Consider the following 16,734-nt stretch of genomic DNA (forward strand, 5'->3'; position numbering starts at 1 on the left):
TAGCCCTATCTAATGACTCAGATAGGGCTAATTCGCTTTTAATTAGTTACATTGTATGGTGTTTTCTGCTGATGCAGCTTGAATGACCACATCACTGAAACGAATTTCCACTGCCGCGTCGGTGGCAAGGTAAAATGGCATCACAATTTTAGCAAAATCCATTGGTTCATCAGCAAAACATGCCAATGAAAAGCTTAAACGTTGCCATTCACCTAATTGAGTATTCACCTGCTTGGCAATATCGATTTGCTTACGACAATCACCTTCACATGCCATACCTAGCCATAACGGCTTTTGCAGTGCTTGTGTTGCATTAATACTCACTGATAACGTGGCATCACTATTACTGTAAGCCCTTAAATCACGAGGGAAATTACTAATTAACCCTACAGTGCCCAGCTCATTGCCGTTAAAAGATACTAAGCGCGCATCTTCTTGAACCATACGATCCATAGTACGAATGGTTAATGCACTATTTTGCGCTACGCTACTGGTTAACCCTTGGCGCTCAGAAGCGTTAGCGATGAACATTGACCAAGGCGATTTCACTGCGCGCTCAAATAAAGCTAAATCTTCTAGTGTTTGAGTTGCAGCTAAATTGTTTTCCGACAAATTGTCTAACACAACCGCATCACTGGCAGTAGATTGGTAAGTTAAGCCATAGCCATAAGGTATAAGCGGCTGATAATCAGCTTGTGCTTGTTTAGTGTTGTATTGGGCTAATGGCACATTAATCTGAGTTTGCTGAGGTGTCGCAGGCCATGAGAATGACAATTTGCCGACAAAATCATGAGCAACTTTGCCATCAGCCTGAGTAAATAACACATCTGCAACGCCTTGCCCTTCAGAACCCGGTAACCAGGCTGCGACAAATGCATCAGAACTGTTTAACTCAGCATTAACCCACATAGGACGGCCACTTATAAACACAGATACCACTGGAATACCTTGCGCTGTTAACTTCTGCAATAAAGCAAGATCACGCTTGTCTCCACGTTGATATTCTAAGTTATCAATGTCGCCGTTACCTTCTGCATAGGGCTCTTCACCAAACACAACAATCGCAACATCTGGCTTTTGCTGTGGTTCAAATTCACCCGTAACACTTAATGTTGTTGTACCACCAGCTTGAGTGACCAATTTATCAATACCAGCGTAAATTGACGTAGCACCAGGAAAGTCACTATTTTGGTTATCAGTGCCCTGCCACGTAATGGTCCAGCCACCGGATTGTTTACCGATATTATCCGCAGCATCACCTGCAACCAACACCTTAACATTCGGCGCTAACGGCAATAAGCCTTGGCTATTTTTAAGCAGCACTAATGATTCTCGTACCGCTTGACGTGCCACATCACGGTGACTTGCTTGGCCAATTAATTCAGTTTTACCCGATAACGGCCGATTGGCAGGGCTAGGTTTGTCAAACAAACCTGCACGGAACTTAACCCGTAAAATACGTTTAACTGCATCGTCAATACGCGCTTGGCTTATTTCGCCATTATTCACCTGTGCAATGGTGTTTTCATATAACGGTTTCCACGCGGCAGTTGGCACCATAAAGATATCTAAACCGGCATTGACGGCTTGCGCACACGACTCATTAGTACAATTTGCGATTTGTCCGTGACCGTTCCAATCACCTACCACAAAACCATCGAAATTTAATTTATCTTTAAGCACATCTGTTAATAGATATTTATTGCCATGATTTTTAACCCCATGCCAGCTATTAAATGATGCCATAACACTTTGTGCTCCAGCATTGAGTCCACCCACATAGCCTTGTGCATGTATGTCATATAAGTCTTGTTCGCTGGCAATATTATCGCCTTGATCTATGCCATTTTCAGTGCCGCCATCGCCTAAAAAGTGCTTAACCGTTGAAATCACATGTTGATCAGATAAAAAGTCATCGTTAACAGAACCTTGCAGGCCCTCAACGATGGCATAAGAATAGGCTTTGACGATTTGTGGATCTTCAGAATAACCTTCGTAAGTCCGGCCCCAGCGATCGTCTCTCACTACCGCAACGGTGGGAGCAAATACCCAATCTATCCCCGTCACCATCACTTCTTTTGCCGTGATAGCGGCAATATTTTCAATTAACTTAGGGTTATTAGCCGCCCCTAAACCAATGTTATGCGGGAACAAAGTCGCGCCGATAACATTGTTATGACCGTGTACGGCATCGGTGCCCCACATGGTTGGAATATTAATGCCGTCAACACTGTCATCAATTGATGCTTGATAAAATGATTCAGCTAACGCAATCCAATCTGCTGGGGTCGCGTGCTTGTCATTATTAGGGTAAGCACCGCCACCATTAAGATAAGATCCAAAACCATATTGACGCATATCTTCAACGGTAATATCACGGATTTCTGGCTGGATCATCTGAGCCACTTTTTGTTCAAGCGTCATCTTGGCCACTAATGCATCAATCTTGGCTTCTAATGCTGGATCTTTTGCTATGGCTGGGGTTAATTGAGGCCAAATAGCTAATGACTTTGATGCGGTGTTCTCAGCGGTAACAGCAATAACAGCGGCTTCTGTAGCAAGCTTGTTTGTGGGTTGACTGTCGCTGCACCCGCCGAGGCTAAACAAAATACCTAAGGCAATCAAGCTGGTTTTTGTCGACGTTATGGCTATCGAGACACGCTGCAATTGAGTTAGTTTCATTGTATTTCCCTTACGCCATTTCTGTTGACACGGGGCGTTTTACATCACACCCTATCAACCCGTAATAACCAATAAAGCCGTAACATAAAAGAGGCACAATAAACGCTAATTGAATGCCAATACTGTCCGCTAACATACCTTGAAATAACGGCAATACCGCGCCACCCACAATGGCTAAGCATAAAATGCCCGAACCTTGGCTAGTGTGTTGTTTTAAATCATGTAACGCTAAGCTGAAAATAGTGGGGAACATAATTGAGTTGCATAATCCGACTAGCAATAACGCCCACATGGCAACGGTGCCAGCACTTAACATGGCTGCAGCAACCAAAATACAAGCACATACCGCGTTAAACGCTAGCACTTTACCCGCTTTAATTTTTTGCATCACAGCAGCGCCAATAAAGCGCCCTACCATCGCACCACCAAAGTAGTAAGCAATATAATGTGCGGCCTGCGATTCAGACACCCCGCCAATATGATCTTGAGTTAAAAAACTGATCAAAAAACTGCCAATACCGACCTCAGCACCAACATAAACAAAAATACCTACCGCGCCCAATACCAGATGTGGATATTGCCACGCACTCCCCGATCCTGCAGTTGAAGACTGAGGGTCTTTTTTACCCAGTAACGGCAGTTTTAACAGCATGAAAATCAACGCTAATGCGAACAATGCCACCGCTAGAATTAAGTAAGGTGTTTGTACTGCACTGGCTTGTTGCTGCACCGACAACTGACCAATCACTTCGCCAACTTCTGTGATTTTATCGTCGTGTTCCACCGTCGACAAAATTAACCAACTACCGAAAAATGGCGCCACTGTAGTGCCTAAGGAATTAAATGCTTGGGTTAATGTTAACCGAGATGATGCAGTTTCAGCAGGGCCTAACGCACTGACATAAGGATTGGCTGACACTTGCAAAATAGTAATACCTGATGCTAATACAAAAAAAGCAAACAAGAACATATTGTAAGAGCCATAACTAGCCGATGGGTAAAACAGTAAACAGCCAATACAGGCAATAATTAATCCAGTAATAATACCTTTCTGATAACCAATCTTACCCACTAGCGCACCCGCCGGGATCGACACAATAAAGTAGGCCCCAAAAAAGCAAAACTGCACCAGCATCGCTTGGGTGTAATTAAGGTCAAACATATTTTTTAAGTAAGGGATTAAAATGTCATTGAGGCAGGTTAGAAAGCCCCACATAAAAAATAACGATGTTAACGCCACTAACGCAAAGCGAAAGTTCCCCTGCTGATGGGTTGAATTAACCTGAGTTAATTCTGATTGAAGCTGCGAAGTCGCCATGACATTCCCTTATTGTTGTTAATCGTTATGTTGGGTTGCAGTACCTTACGTCAGTGAAAACATCACCAAAAATAATCTCCACATCGTCAGCTCAACACCGACAATGTTGCATTTGGTTCATTGGTAATAATTAGCCGAATCAATTATTGACCTTTGGATAATTAATCACTAATCTCAATGTAAGCGCTTTCATTTTTAACATATCGATAACTGATGTCAACGATTTTTTAAACACTAGAGCATAATTTTTACTGTGTAGCTAACACGTCACAATGGCTTTTCTCGGTGTGTTTCAACCTAATACGTTAGTAATAAAAATAGACAACATTAATCAATACTAAGTGAATAAATATATGAAAATTATGTTACCAGCCAATTCCAAAATGCATTCAACAGCGTTCACCTTTGGTGTGGCGACTGCTTCTTTTCAAATTGAAGGCGCAGTGGCAGCACGCCTCCCTTGTATATGGGATACATTTTGTGCCACTAAAGGTAAAATTCGTGATAACTCTAACGGTGAGCAAGCTTGCGAGCACGTTAAATTATGGCGTGAAGACATTGATTTAATTGAATCATTAGGGGTTGATGCCTACCGTTTATCGATTTCTTGGCCTCGGGTTATGCAGAAAGATGGCAGCCTTAACCCACAAGGTGTTCAGTTTTATACCGACTTACTTGATGAGTTAATCCGTCGCGGTATTAAACCTTTTGTCACCTTATATCACTGGGATTTACCGCAACATATTGAAGATAATGGTGGTTGGTTAAATCGTCAAACAGCCTATCAGTTTGCGGACTACGCCGACAAAATCACTCAAGAGTTCGGTGACAGAGTGTATTCCTATGCCACCTTTAACGAACCTTTTTGCAGCTCTTACTTAGGCTATGAAATTGGCGTTCATGCACCTGGATTAGCGAAAAAGGCTTATGGTCGCCAATCGGCGCATCATTTATTACTGGCACATGGCCTAGCCATGAAGGTACTGCAAAAAAACAGCCCAAATAGCCAAAATGGTATTGTGCTTAACTTTACCCCTTGTTATAGCGCAACCGACAGCGTTGCAGACGTACAAGCCGCCGACAAAGCCGACCAATACTTTAATCAATGGTACATAAAACCGTTATTTGACCGGTGCTACCCAGACATCATCAATGATTTTGCCGCAGAAGATGTACCCATTATTGAAGACGGTGATTTTGATATTATCGCCCAACCCATCGATTTTTTAGGGATTAACTTCTATACCCGCGCGGTTTACAAAGCCGATACGGAAAATGGCTTTAGCCAAATAGACATGGCTGGCAAACCTAAAACCGATATGGGCTGGGAAATTTATCCACAAGCCTTTACTGATTTGCTAACCTCATTACATGCGCTTTATCCATTACCACCGATTTACATTACTGAAAATGGTGCGGCAATGGATGATAAATTGCTAGATGGCAAGGTAGATGATGTTGACAGAGTCAAATATTATGCCGCCCACTTAAATGCAGTAAACGATGCCATTGAACAAGGTGTTAATGTTGTGGGTTACTTTGCTTGGAGTTTGATGGATAATTTTGAGTGGGCAGAAGGTTATTTAAAACGCTTTGGTATTGTCTATGTCGATTATGCTAACCAACAGCGCACCTTAAAAACCAGTGCACACGCATATCGAGACTTTATTAGGGCAAGAAAATAAACTAAACATAAAATGGAGATTAAGTCGTTATCTAAATGACTTAATCTTATTCAAACAGTTGCATCATTTTAAAATATAAAATAATAATTGAGGCATGTATGATCAGTATAAGAGAAAAAGTAGCCTACGGACTTGGGGACACCGCCAGTAACATTGTATTCCAAACGGTAATGCTATTTTTAACCTTTTTCTACACCGATATTTTCGGTATTTCACCTGCATTTGTTGGCACCATGTTTTTAGCCGTTCGCTTAATTGATGCCATTACCGATCCATTAATGGGTGCATTAACTGACCGAACCCATACTCGTTGGGGCAAATTTAGACCCTATCTATTATGGTTTGCCCTGCCCTTTGGAATAATCAGCGTACTCGCCTTTACCACCCCAGATTTGTCTGAAGATGGCAAAATGATTTATGCCTTCGTGACCTACACTGCATTAATGATGGTGTATACCGCTATTAACATTCCTTACTGTGCCTTAGGCGGTGTATTGACTGCCGACCCTAAAGAGCGGGTATCAGTGCAATCATATCGTTTTGTGTTTGCGATGCTGGGCGGATTATTGGTGTCTGGCCTAACCTTGCCATTAGTGGAGTTTTTAGGCAAAGGCGATCAGGCGAAAGGATATCAACTGACAATTGCCGCGATGAGCGTTTTGGGTGTTGCGATGTTTTTAGTCTGCTTTTGGGGCACCAAAGAACGCCTACATCCGCCCGTTGATCAGCAATCAAGCTTTAAAAAAGACTTTGCCGACATGCTCCACAATGATCAATGGCGTGTGTTAGCCATAGCGGCGGTATGCTTATTATCAGGAATGGTATTGCGCACCAGTTTAGCGATTTACTACGTTAAATATTTCTTAAACATGCCTGATTATATTACCCTTTTTATTACCCTTGGCATGGTCGGTAACATTTTTGGCTGCATTTTGGCTGAGCCTTTAGCGAAGCGTTTTTGTAAAGTAAAAGCCTACATCACCTTGCAACTGCTGGCTGCGGCGATGTGTGTCATAAGCTACTTTGTGCCAAGTGACCAAGTGGTGTTAGCTTTTGCGATGTTTATTGTGTGGGGATTTACCTTCAATATGGCTACCCCGTTACTCTGGGCCAAAATGGCTGATGTAGTCGATTACGGTCAATATAAAAACGGCGTGCGTATTACCGGGATGATTTATTCATCGGTAATTTTCTTTATCAAACTTGGGGTCGCTATTGGTGGCGCTGCAGCGGGTTGGTTACTGGCGGGCTATGGTTATCAGCCAGATATCATCCAAACTGAACAGACTCAACAAGGAATATTACTTTCATTCACTATATACCCTGCTATCGGTTCATTGGTAGTGGCCTTTGTCATGCGTTGGTACACTTTAGATAATAAAAAAGTGGACCAAATTCACTTAGAATTAAATAGAGAAGCGAAATAAAAGCATGTTAGTCTTGGAACCATGTGATCCAAGACGGCTTTTAAAAACTAATTATATGGCAACAATTTACGATGTATCCGTAATGGCTGGTGTGTCTCTGGCGACAGTGTCTAGAGTGATGAATAACAACACCAAAGTCAGCGATAAAACCAAACAGAAGGTTCTCGATGCGATGGCCTCTTTAGGCTATCGCCCCAATACTATTGCCCAATCATTAGCCTCAAATTGCTCCAACAGTGTTGGCGTTTTAGTGTCCCAGCTTGATGGTCCGTATTATGGTCCAATGATGACAGAAATCGAAACAGCCCTTCGCAGTGCTAATAAGCATGTCATTATTGCTGCTGGCCACAGCGATGAGAAACAAGAAAAAGAAGGGGTAGAATTTTTATTAAGTCGTGGCTGTGATGCACTGATTTTGGACGTTGAAGCTGTATCAGATGAGTATTTGGTTCAGCTAAGCCAAGCTTCAACACCTGTGGTATTTATTAACCGCTATATCGAATCAATTAAAGATCACTGTATTTATTTAGAAAATGAACTCGGTGGTTATATGGCGACTAAATACATCCTCTCTCTTGGTCATAAAGATGTCGCCTATATTTCTGGGCCGTTATATAAACTCGATGCCAGAGATCGTCTAAAAGGGCATAAACGAGCATTGCAAGAACACCAGATCCCATTCGACCCAGCATTGTGCTTTGAAGGTAACTTCCGCGAATTTGGTGGCAGTGATGCTATGGAATATTTACTGTCACAGAATAAGCAGATCACCGCAGTGGTATGTGCAAGCGATCAAATGGCCTCTGGCGCGATATCAGTCTGTTTAGAACGCGGTTTGCGTGTTCCTGATGATATTTCATTTATGGGCTACGATAATATTCCGTTTCCACAATACATCTCACCTAAATTATCAACTGTTAACAACCCTATTCACGAAATGGGCAAAATGGCTGCTCTTTGGGTATTACAACAAGTGTATAACGATAAAGCCGTCTCAGTTGAAAGCTCGTTTACACCAGAGCTATTTGTGCGTGATTCAGCTAAAGCAATCAATTAGCAAGAGTCAATCGAACCATTTAGCGGTTAACCTATCCTGCTGCAATATCGAAAAACGATACCCAAAAAAGCCAGATGTTAAGCCCCTGTTCCGATAAGCGGATCCCTCAAGTCAGTAAACTATCAAGAGTGAGTCAACGCTACCCTATGCAGAGGTGATAATTTATCATACTGATTAAAAAGTACTGATACTGACCATTTTCACTGCGACGAGCAATGAAGCCATCGGCTCGCAAACGAACAATCCAATATGCGCTATAGACTGACAACTTAACCACTCATAAACGCACCTTATCAGTAACGAGAGGACAAGCGTGGGCAAAAAATACCGCAATAGTGCGATTTCAACCGACTTATCCAAGCTATCAGCCGAGCAATGACTAATAAGTTGACCTTTCGATAATATGTTGCCTCCATTCCTGTGGGTCATTCACATGCGTCTTAATAACTCATACTTTGGTTATAGATAACGATGAAATGAAGCCTAATACCATAAACCAAAACCACATCAAATCACTGTCGCCACATGCAACAAAATAATAACCCGCTAGAAAGTTAGTCTGGAATAACCTTATTAGTTTTCAATAACGGATAAAACCCAATCTAAGTGGTAACAATTTAACCAACAAAAGAAGCCGCTTACATTATTTATTTGAAATATTCGTAAAAAATAAAAATCTTATTAAACAATGGCTAATATAATAACCCATAAACTACCTACCACTATAGTTAATAAAATGTAACATTTAAATATTGTTTTTGTTGACTGCGGTCACAATTTGCACTAGTTTTATGTAAGCGCTTACATTAGCTGTTTTATAACATAACCATTATAAATAATGATTGCAGCGTTGATGAAGAATTAAAAAAACGATTTGCGCCTAACCCTCAATATTGAGAGAAGCAAAATCTAGTCAATGGGGATTTCCTAGATGAAAACAACAAAATTTACAAAAACCAAGCTAGCAACCAGTTTATCGCTAGTGCTTGGTGTAAGCAGTATGTTACCTGCCTACGCAGCTGATGAAGCCGCTGAAGAAAATATTGAAGTGGTTCAGGTTAAAGGCATACGTGGTAGTTTAATTAAGTCAATGGACATTAAACGAAGCTCTCAGGGTGTAGTCGATGCCATTAGTGCTGAAGACATGGGTAAATTCCCAGACACTAACTTAGCCGAATCATTACAGCGTATATCGGGTGTATCAATCGACCGTTCAAACGGCGAAGGATCTAAGATTACTGTTCGTGGTTTAGGGCCAGATTTCAACTTAGTTACGTTAAATGGACGTCAAATGCCGTCGTCCAACTTAGAAGCAACCACAACAAGCAGCTCACGTTCATTTGACTTTGGTAATATTGCTTCAGAAGCAATCAGTGGTGTTGAAGTTTATAAAACAGCAAAAGCCGATATTTCAAGTGGTGGTATTGGCGCTACCGTTAATATCCAAACAGCAAAACCATTCGATAATCCAGGGCAACAAGCCTCTTTTGGTGTTAAAGGAGTAATGGACCAGTCGACTGATGAAGGTGATAATATTACCCCTGAACTGTCTGGTATCTATAGTAATACCTTTGCTGATGACACCTTTGGTATTGGCATTTCATTTAGTCACCAAGAAAGAAATGGTGCCACAAAAGAAGCCGTTGTTCCTCAATGGCATACTCAAGCAGTCGCTCCAGTTGATGGTTGGAATGGTGGTATCAATAATACTGACTGGGATGAGGGTGATACCTTTAACCGTCCACAACAATTCCGTTATAATTTTACCGAATTTGAACGTAAAAGAGATAACGGTCAGGTTGTTTTCCAATACGCACCAACAGATGACCTAATATTGACAGCTGATTATACAATGTCACAGCAAACCGTTTCATCGACCTCAAACGGTATCGGTGCATGGTTCTGGGAAGGCGAAACGATTGATGGTAATTTAAATAAATTTAGCGATGGTCCAAATCATTCACCACTTGTATGGCATTCTGGTGCGGGTCCTGATTTATCTTTTTCTACTTCTGAATCTGGCCAAAAGAACGAAAACGATTCAATCGGTGTAAACTTAGAGTGGAATGTTAACGATAACTTAACCTTAGAACTTGATTACCACAATTCTTCAGCCACCTCAAAATCAGATAGCCCATACGGAAACAGTTCTGTAATCGAATATGCTGTTAACTCACGTCAAAGCACGACAATTGATTTTAGTTCAGACTTTCCTGTTATGTCTATCGCTCAATTAGATGGTTTAACTGGCGCACCATCTGAACTAATTACTACCGGTAGCTCATTAAGAAACAGTCAGTTTACTAATGATTTAGACCAAATCCAGCTACGCGGTAAATATGTATTTGATGATGGCTTCATTACTAGTGTCGATTTTGGTGTATCTAAAACTGATAATGATGTCAGAGCATCAATTATGACGGCTCAACGTGATACTTGGGGCGGCGAAGGCAGTGTTGATGATGTTAGTGATAGTCTATTTACACCAGGCAGTAGTTCTGGGCAATTAAATGACCTGCCGACAACTGGCCAAAATGCTGCTGGTGACCAGATAAATCTTTTCGACTTGTTCTACAACTTTAGTTTTGCAGACGCAGCACGCGAAATCGCTTCTTATGCAGCGCCTGATAATAGCGCTAATCAAGTATCACCTGGTATATGGCCTTGTAGCGATCGTTTCTGTGTCAATGACAACTGGACAAGGGATGAAATGATATCTGAAGAATATCAGGCTATTTTTGCTCAAGTTAACATGGAATTTGATATTTCAAATATGCCGTTAAATGTCTCTGTCGGTTTCCGATATGAAGATACAGATGTTAATGCTAGTGCAATGGTGCCAGCTTATACAGGTATTGATTGGGTTTCTAATAATGAATTTGCAACCATAGATACTGGTGAAAGTGCGTTTACCAATTTCAACGGTAGTTACGACAACTTTTTACCTAATCTTGATGCTAGCTTAGGTATTACTGATGATTTAATTGCAAGAGCATCAATCGGAAAAACCCTTTCAAGACCAACTTACAATCACATTCGTGGTGGTGTAGGTATTGGTGAAGTAAGACAAGGATTCGCTACAGCAAACAGTGGTGACCCAGGGTTAGTGCCTTATGAATCAACCAACTTTGACTTTTCCCTAGAATGGTATTTTGCTCCTGCGAGCTACGCATCTGTTGGATACTTCAAAAAAGACATTGAAAACTTTATTGGTACTCGCACGACCAAGGGTAATTTATTTGATTTAAGAAATCCAACTAGTGGACCTCGTTATGCAGAAGCCCTTGCTGCGGTAGGAAGCAGTGATAACGCAGCAATTAGACAATACATTTTCGAAAATTATCCAGAATCCAGTACAGTCACAGGTGCAGACTCAAACGGAAATCCAACGGGTAACATCCACTCAACGGCTGAAGATAGCCTAATTGATTTCGATATTACTAAACCATTTAACGAGCGTGATGCTTCGATTGATGGTGTTGAAATTGCTTTCCAACATACATTAGAAATGGGTTTTGGTATGCAAGCTAACTATACTTTTGTATCCAGTGATGCAGAGTATGACCCTAATGTATTTGATAGCCAGTTTGCACTACCTGGCTTAAGTGATACTGCAAACGTTGTGGCTTTCTATGAAAACTACGGGGTTTCACTTCGTGTCGCTTATAACTGGCGAGACGAGTTCTTAGTCTCGACCAATAACAACCTTAATAATCCACGCATTAGTGAGGCTTATTCGCAAATCGATATAAATGCTAGTTATAACATAACTGAAAACTTCATTATTTTTGCTGAAGGCATAAACATTACCGATGAAACACAGCGTATGTATAGCCGTCACAGCAGTGAATTACTGAATGCTATTCAGTCAGGTGCTCGTTACAACATTGGCGCACGCTATACTTTCTAAAAGTGAGCTATATTTAAAAAACCGCCTTCTGGCGGTTTTTTAATAATAAAAACAAGTGCAATTTTTACATTATTTCATATTAATGAATTTAAATTATAAGAGATAAATTATGTCAAACCACCAGATGTTAAATAATGAGCAACATAAAAACTTAAAGGTTTACACCAAAAGAAGTTCAGATTTAGGTGATAATGTAATGATTACACTCACTTTTCCTAGTGAGTTTTACGCTATTCAGTCTTACTATCCAATTGTCTTTTATAAGACCGAATCAACCGAAGAATTTCAAGCGTTCGCATTATTAGGTTTAGAGAAAAAAGAAAATCTATTTCTTTCATCAGATGAACGTTGGGATTGCGGCTATGTTCCGCATACTATTAAGGCACAACCATTTTTAATTGGTTATCAAAATCAAGAAATAAATGGTCAGATTCAAAAACAAAAAGTCATCCACCTTGATGTTGATAGCCCAAGATTAAATGAACACGAAGGTGAAAGTATATTTACTCAATATGGTCAAAACACACCATTTATAGAACATATAGGTGATATTTTAGGGGAAATAGACCAAGGATTCGAAGATAGTAAACAATTTTTCCATTTATTAAACCAATTTAATTTACTTGAAAAATTTGTTTTCGATATCAAATTGAATGACCAAAGTAACAATAGATTGTCTGGATTCTATACCGTAAATGAAGATATTTTAAGCAGCTTATCTTCCCAGCAACTTTTTGAACTAAACCAGAAAGGTTTTTTAAAACCTCTTTATATGGCTAGTGCTTCTATGCTAAATATGAGCGAGTTGATAAAAAGAAAAAACCAGAGATTACAAATAAAATAGAGGGTAGACATGTTAGATACGCTGAAAAAAGTGGTCACTGTAGAGGGCATATCTGCTTCTGATGTCCCTTCTTTTGTAGTTAATTCTAAACAACCCCTGATACTAAAGGGCTTCATCAACGAATGGCCTATAGTCAAAAAAGGGCATGAGTCTGAAGATGCTTTAAAAGACTATTTATTAAAGTATGCTAACAATTTAGAACTCACTGTTGGTCATGGTTCCCCAGATATCAATGGCCGAATTTTTTATAATGATGAGTTTAGCGCGATAAATTGCAAAGCGTACAAAATGTCATTAACCGAATTGTTTAAGCATACTGCTCAGTCTAAGGGGAATGAAAAACCTCCGTTGTACTATATGGGCACAACATCTGTTGACAACTACTTTTCGAGCTTAAGAAATGAAAATGATATCCATATAGAAGGTAAATTTCCAACAATGAACTTTTGGATGGGCAATCAAAGTACCATACCAGCTCATTATGATGTACCTCATAATATTGCATGTAACGTTTACGGTAAGAGACGATTTACTTTATTTCCGCCAGATCAACTTGAAAACCTTTATATTGGTCCGCTTGATTTTACCCCTGCGGGACAATCAATTAGTCTAGTTGACATGACAAAGCCCGACTTTAAAAAGTACCCTAAATTTCAAGATGCACTGCAACATGCTCAGGTGGCAGAACTGGAAGCTGGAGATGCATTATTTTTACCCAGCATGTGGTGGCATCATGTAGAAGGCTTATCTCACTTAAATTTATTAGCGACCTTTTGGTGGTCCTCAACCGATTACGCTACCGACGAGTCAGGTAATGCTTTGCTTTATGCTGTAATGGCATTAAGACATTTACCTGAAGAAAAGAAGCAGATTTGGTTAAACCTTTTTAACCATTATATTTTCGATGCTCAGCCACTGGATCATATTCCAGAACATGCTAAAGGTATGCTTAATCCGCAAAGTGAAACAACACTTAGAAATTTTAAAGACTACCTAATTAAACGTTTACAATATTAGAAAGGATAATAAATAAATGAATAATTTATCAGCTGTAAAAAATGTTGTAATTGCAGGCGGAGGAACCGCAGGTTGGATGGCAGCAACAGCACTAGCAAAACTTATTGGTAATAAAATTAATATTACGCTAGTAGAATCAGATGAGATTTCTACTGTTGGTGTTGGTGAAGCAACAATTCCTCCTTTAGTGACGTTTCATAAAATGTTAAAAATTAATGAAGCGGATTTTATGAGTAGTGTCAATGCAACATTTAAACTGGGTATTAATTTTGAAAATTGGAAAGACACTAGCAGTGAATATTTCCATTCTTTCGGTACAACTGGCAGAGATTGCTGGGCAACGACTTTTTTGCAATTTTATAATCGCAGCAAGCAGGAAGGTTATCAGGCAAGTTATGAAGACTACTGTTTAGAGCTTCAGGCGGGAATGAGTCAAAAATTTGCCCATTTACCTGATAGTGGTTTGAAGTATGCCTACCATATGGATTCGACTTTATACGCACGGTTTTTACGCACTATATCGGAACAGCACGGTGTAAAAAGAATAGAAGGTACTATTGATAAAGTTAATATCGATGAAGTATCTGGGTTTATCACCTCTTTAAAATTGACTTCAGGACACATTATAGAAGGTGATTTATTTATTGATTGTACCGGCTTCAGAGGTGTTTTGATTGAGCAGGCTTTGCATACCGGCTACGAAGATTGGTCACACTGGTTACCCTGTGATCGGGCTGTTGCCGTTCAAACAGAAAGTATTGAAGACCCTAAACCTTATACTCGATGCATTGCTCATGGGTCTGGATGGCAATGGCGAATACCGTTACAAAATAGAACTGGTAATGGCCTTGTTTACTGTAGCAAGTATTTAAATGATGAAGATGCCGAACAATTATTACGTAACAATGTTGAAGGGGAAATATTAAAAAAACCACTTTTTATTAAATTTTCCCCAGGCCAACGCAGAAAGCATTGGAATAAAAACTGTGTCGCATTAGGTTTATCTAGTGGATTTATTGAGCCTTTAGAATCAACAAGTATTCATTTAATTCAACGCGGTATCATTAGATTGATGCAAATGTTTCCCAAAACAGGGATTACTGACAGTGTAATAAATGAATATAACTTTCAAGCAAAAGAAGAAGTTCAATATATTCGGGATTTTATCATTCTGCATTATCATCTCACCAACAGAAATGATTCAAACTTCTGGCGTTATTGTAGCAAAATGGAGGTTCCAAGTTCATTAACACATCGAATTGAACTATTCAAAGACCATGGCTATGTATTTAAAGCTCCTTGGGACTTATTTGCAGAAAACTCTTGGATTCAAGTGATGCTAGGTCAAGGTTTATCCCCAAAAATGCACCACCCTATAGCGGATATGATGTCTGATAAAGAACAAGATATCCTTATGAATGGGATCAAAAATTCCATTTCACAAACAGTTCAGTCGTTACCAACTCATAAGCAATATTTAGATCAATATTGTAAATCAAAAGGCTAACTGGCTTTGATATGAGCATTAACATTATTTTTAATGCTCAATTTTGCAAAGTGAAAGCTCTATTAATTGCACTATTAATTTTTTATACCAATATCAACATTTTTAACAGCGCGGGATAAACCAACGTAGAATCTGGTGAATGCTTGCCACTGATACATTCAATTATTTCAGGTAATGCAAAAAATTGGCTAACCAGTAACATGCGTACAATGACACACTCTTGAGTTTAGTATTAACTGGAATGAATACAGGGCATCCGCATGAGTGTTTAACTTTTAACCTCTGATGCAAACCCAGCCAGCAACACACGCTCTAAAAACTCGGGATTCATCATGCAACGCTTTTGTTTCATCGGAACGCTTATCTTGCTCGATTCGCTTCGAAGCATATTTAAAGACATGTGCCTCAGGCAAGCTAGGTTCTCGGCAGCATTTTCTCGATAAATCTGACAGGCATCCTCTTGCAGACTGACATCTAAAATCCAATGCATCGATTCAATCCCCCATGCGGAGGCCCTGGTATTGAGGGACTCTTTGCTGGATGAATGTTGCTTAGGTTACTAGGCGGTAATCCACTAGCCTCGATTAAAACACTATTATCTCAAATGCAACTCAACCATTAAAAACAGATCCTAGCTAAACATTAACGTCCAATAAATGTCATAAGCAGCTCCATTAGCTGAGTCGACAATGCAGACTCGCCCGCATGGTTAAGCAATAAGGCAGCACATTCTGCTGTACATAAACCACCTTCAATTTGATTCCGTCTAAGTGGATATATCGACTTTGGCGCATCAACCAATGACACTTTAGGTAATGCTTTTAAATAAGGGCTTTGATTAAACATCTTGCGTGCCTCTTGCCAAGTGGCATCGATAATCACCAGATATTCATACGTAACTAATGGCAATATTGCCTCTTGCGAAGTTTCATCACTTGGAAATACCAATCCAACTTTTTCTGCTTCAATTGCAGTCAATAATTCAGTATCGGGTTGTTTGCGGTGCCACTCAACCACCCGAACATTATCTCCCAAGACTTGTTTAACTAATTGGCCAGTATTATTAGCGCGGGCCATTTCTCGCGGGTGAGTTAGCAAAATAATTTTCAACATAATTTTAAAAAAAATACCATAAAATAAATGACTTAACTGTGAAATTTAACACAGCTGCGCAAGAGTAATAAAAAACATAACGTCAATAAAACACTATTCAAGCATCTGAAACGACTGCTTACGATAGACCGATACATTAGCAATATAAAAGTACGATATAATCTCGCAAAATTG

At 39.9% G+C, this 16,734-nt stretch carries 10 protein-coding genes and 1 pseudogene; 7 read left to right on the top strand and 4 right to left on the bottom strand.

Features of this window, described 5'->3' with window-relative positions:
• Positions 1–42: 42 nt before the first annotated feature.
• Together CXF80_RS07240 and fucP are read right to left on the bottom strand one after the other, a co-directional pair.
• On the bottom strand, positions 43–2,682 hold the full coding sequence (locus CXF80_RS07240; RefSeq protein ID WP_101032244.1) for a glycoside hydrolase family 3 protein: 2,640 nt from the start codon (positions 2,680–2,682) through the stop codon (positions 43–45).
• Positions 2,683–2,692: 10 nt separating this feature from the next.
• A complete protein-coding gene (gene fucP, locus CXF80_RS07245; RefSeq protein ID WP_101032245.1) occupies positions 2,693–4,000 on the bottom strand; it encodes an L-fucose:H+ symporter permease in 1,308 nt (435 codons plus the stop codon).
• A 353-nt stretch (positions 4,001–4,353) separates the two neighbouring features.
• Between fucP and CXF80_RS07250 the strand changes: the two genes are divergently transcribed.
• The 7 genes from CXF80_RS07250 (at position 4,354) to CXF80_RS07280 (ending at position 15,447) form a co-directional block, all read left to right on the top strand.
• Complete coding sequence (locus CXF80_RS07250; RefSeq protein ID WP_101032246.1) at positions 4,354–5,685, top strand: GH1 family beta-glucosidase; 1,332 nt, start codon at positions 4,354–4,356, stop codon at positions 5,683–5,685.
• Between the two features lie 98 nt (positions 5,686–5,783).
• Complete coding sequence (locus tag CXF80_RS07255; RefSeq protein WP_101032247.1) at positions 5,784–7,112, top strand: glycoside-pentoside-hexuronide (GPH):cation symporter; 1,329 nt, start codon at positions 5,784–5,786, stop codon at positions 7,110–7,112.
• A 55-nt stretch (positions 7,113–7,167) separates the two neighbouring features.
• Complete coding sequence (locus CXF80_RS07260; RefSeq protein ID WP_101034703.1) at positions 7,168–8,169, top strand: LacI family DNA-binding transcriptional regulator; 1,002 nt, start codon at positions 7,168–7,170, stop codon at positions 8,167–8,169.
• 931 nt (positions 8,170–9,100) lie between these two features.
• Complete coding sequence (locus CXF80_RS07265) at positions 9,101–12,079, top strand: TonB-dependent receptor (protein ID WP_101032248.1); 2,979 nt, start codon at positions 9,101–9,103, stop codon at positions 12,077–12,079.
• A 109-nt stretch (positions 12,080–12,188) separates the two neighbouring features.
• Positions 12,189–12,923 (top strand): SapC family protein, encoded by a 735-nt coding sequence (locus tag CXF80_RS07270; RefSeq protein ID WP_101032249.1) that lies wholly within the window; start codon positions 12,189–12,191, stop codon positions 12,921–12,923.
• A gap of 9 nt (positions 12,924–12,932) precedes the next feature.
• On the top strand, positions 12,933–13,940 hold the full coding sequence (locus CXF80_RS07275; protein ID WP_101032250.1) for a cupin-like domain-containing protein: 1,008 nt from the start codon (positions 12,933–12,935) through the stop codon (positions 13,938–13,940).
• Between the two features lie 16 nt (positions 13,941–13,956).
• Complete coding sequence (locus CXF80_RS07280) at positions 13,957–15,447, top strand: tryptophan halogenase family protein (RefSeq protein WP_101032251.1); 1,491 nt, start codon at positions 13,957–13,959, stop codon at positions 15,445–15,447.
• Positions 15,448–15,715: 268 nt separating this feature from the next.
• Here the strand turns inward: CXF80_RS07280 and CXF80_RS07285 are convergent.
• Together CXF80_RS07285 and CXF80_RS07290 are read right to left on the bottom strand one after the other, a co-directional pair.
• A pseudogene (locus tag CXF80_RS07285) lies at positions 15,716–15,955 on the bottom strand (transposase); the annotation flags it as partial.
• 134 nt (positions 15,956–16,089) lie between these two features.
• Positions 16,090–16,560, bottom strand: coding sequence for a DTW domain-containing protein (locus CXF80_RS07290; protein ID WP_101032253.1), 471 nt, complete (start codon positions 16,558–16,560; stop codon positions 16,090–16,092).
• Between the last annotated feature and the right edge of the window lie 174 nt (positions 16,561–16,734).

Source organism: Shewanella sp. Actino-trap-3, assembly GCF_002836275.1.
In the GTDB taxonomy this organism is placed as follows: Bacteria; Pseudomonadota; Gammaproteobacteria; order Enterobacterales; family Shewanellaceae; genus Shewanella; species Shewanella psychromarinicola.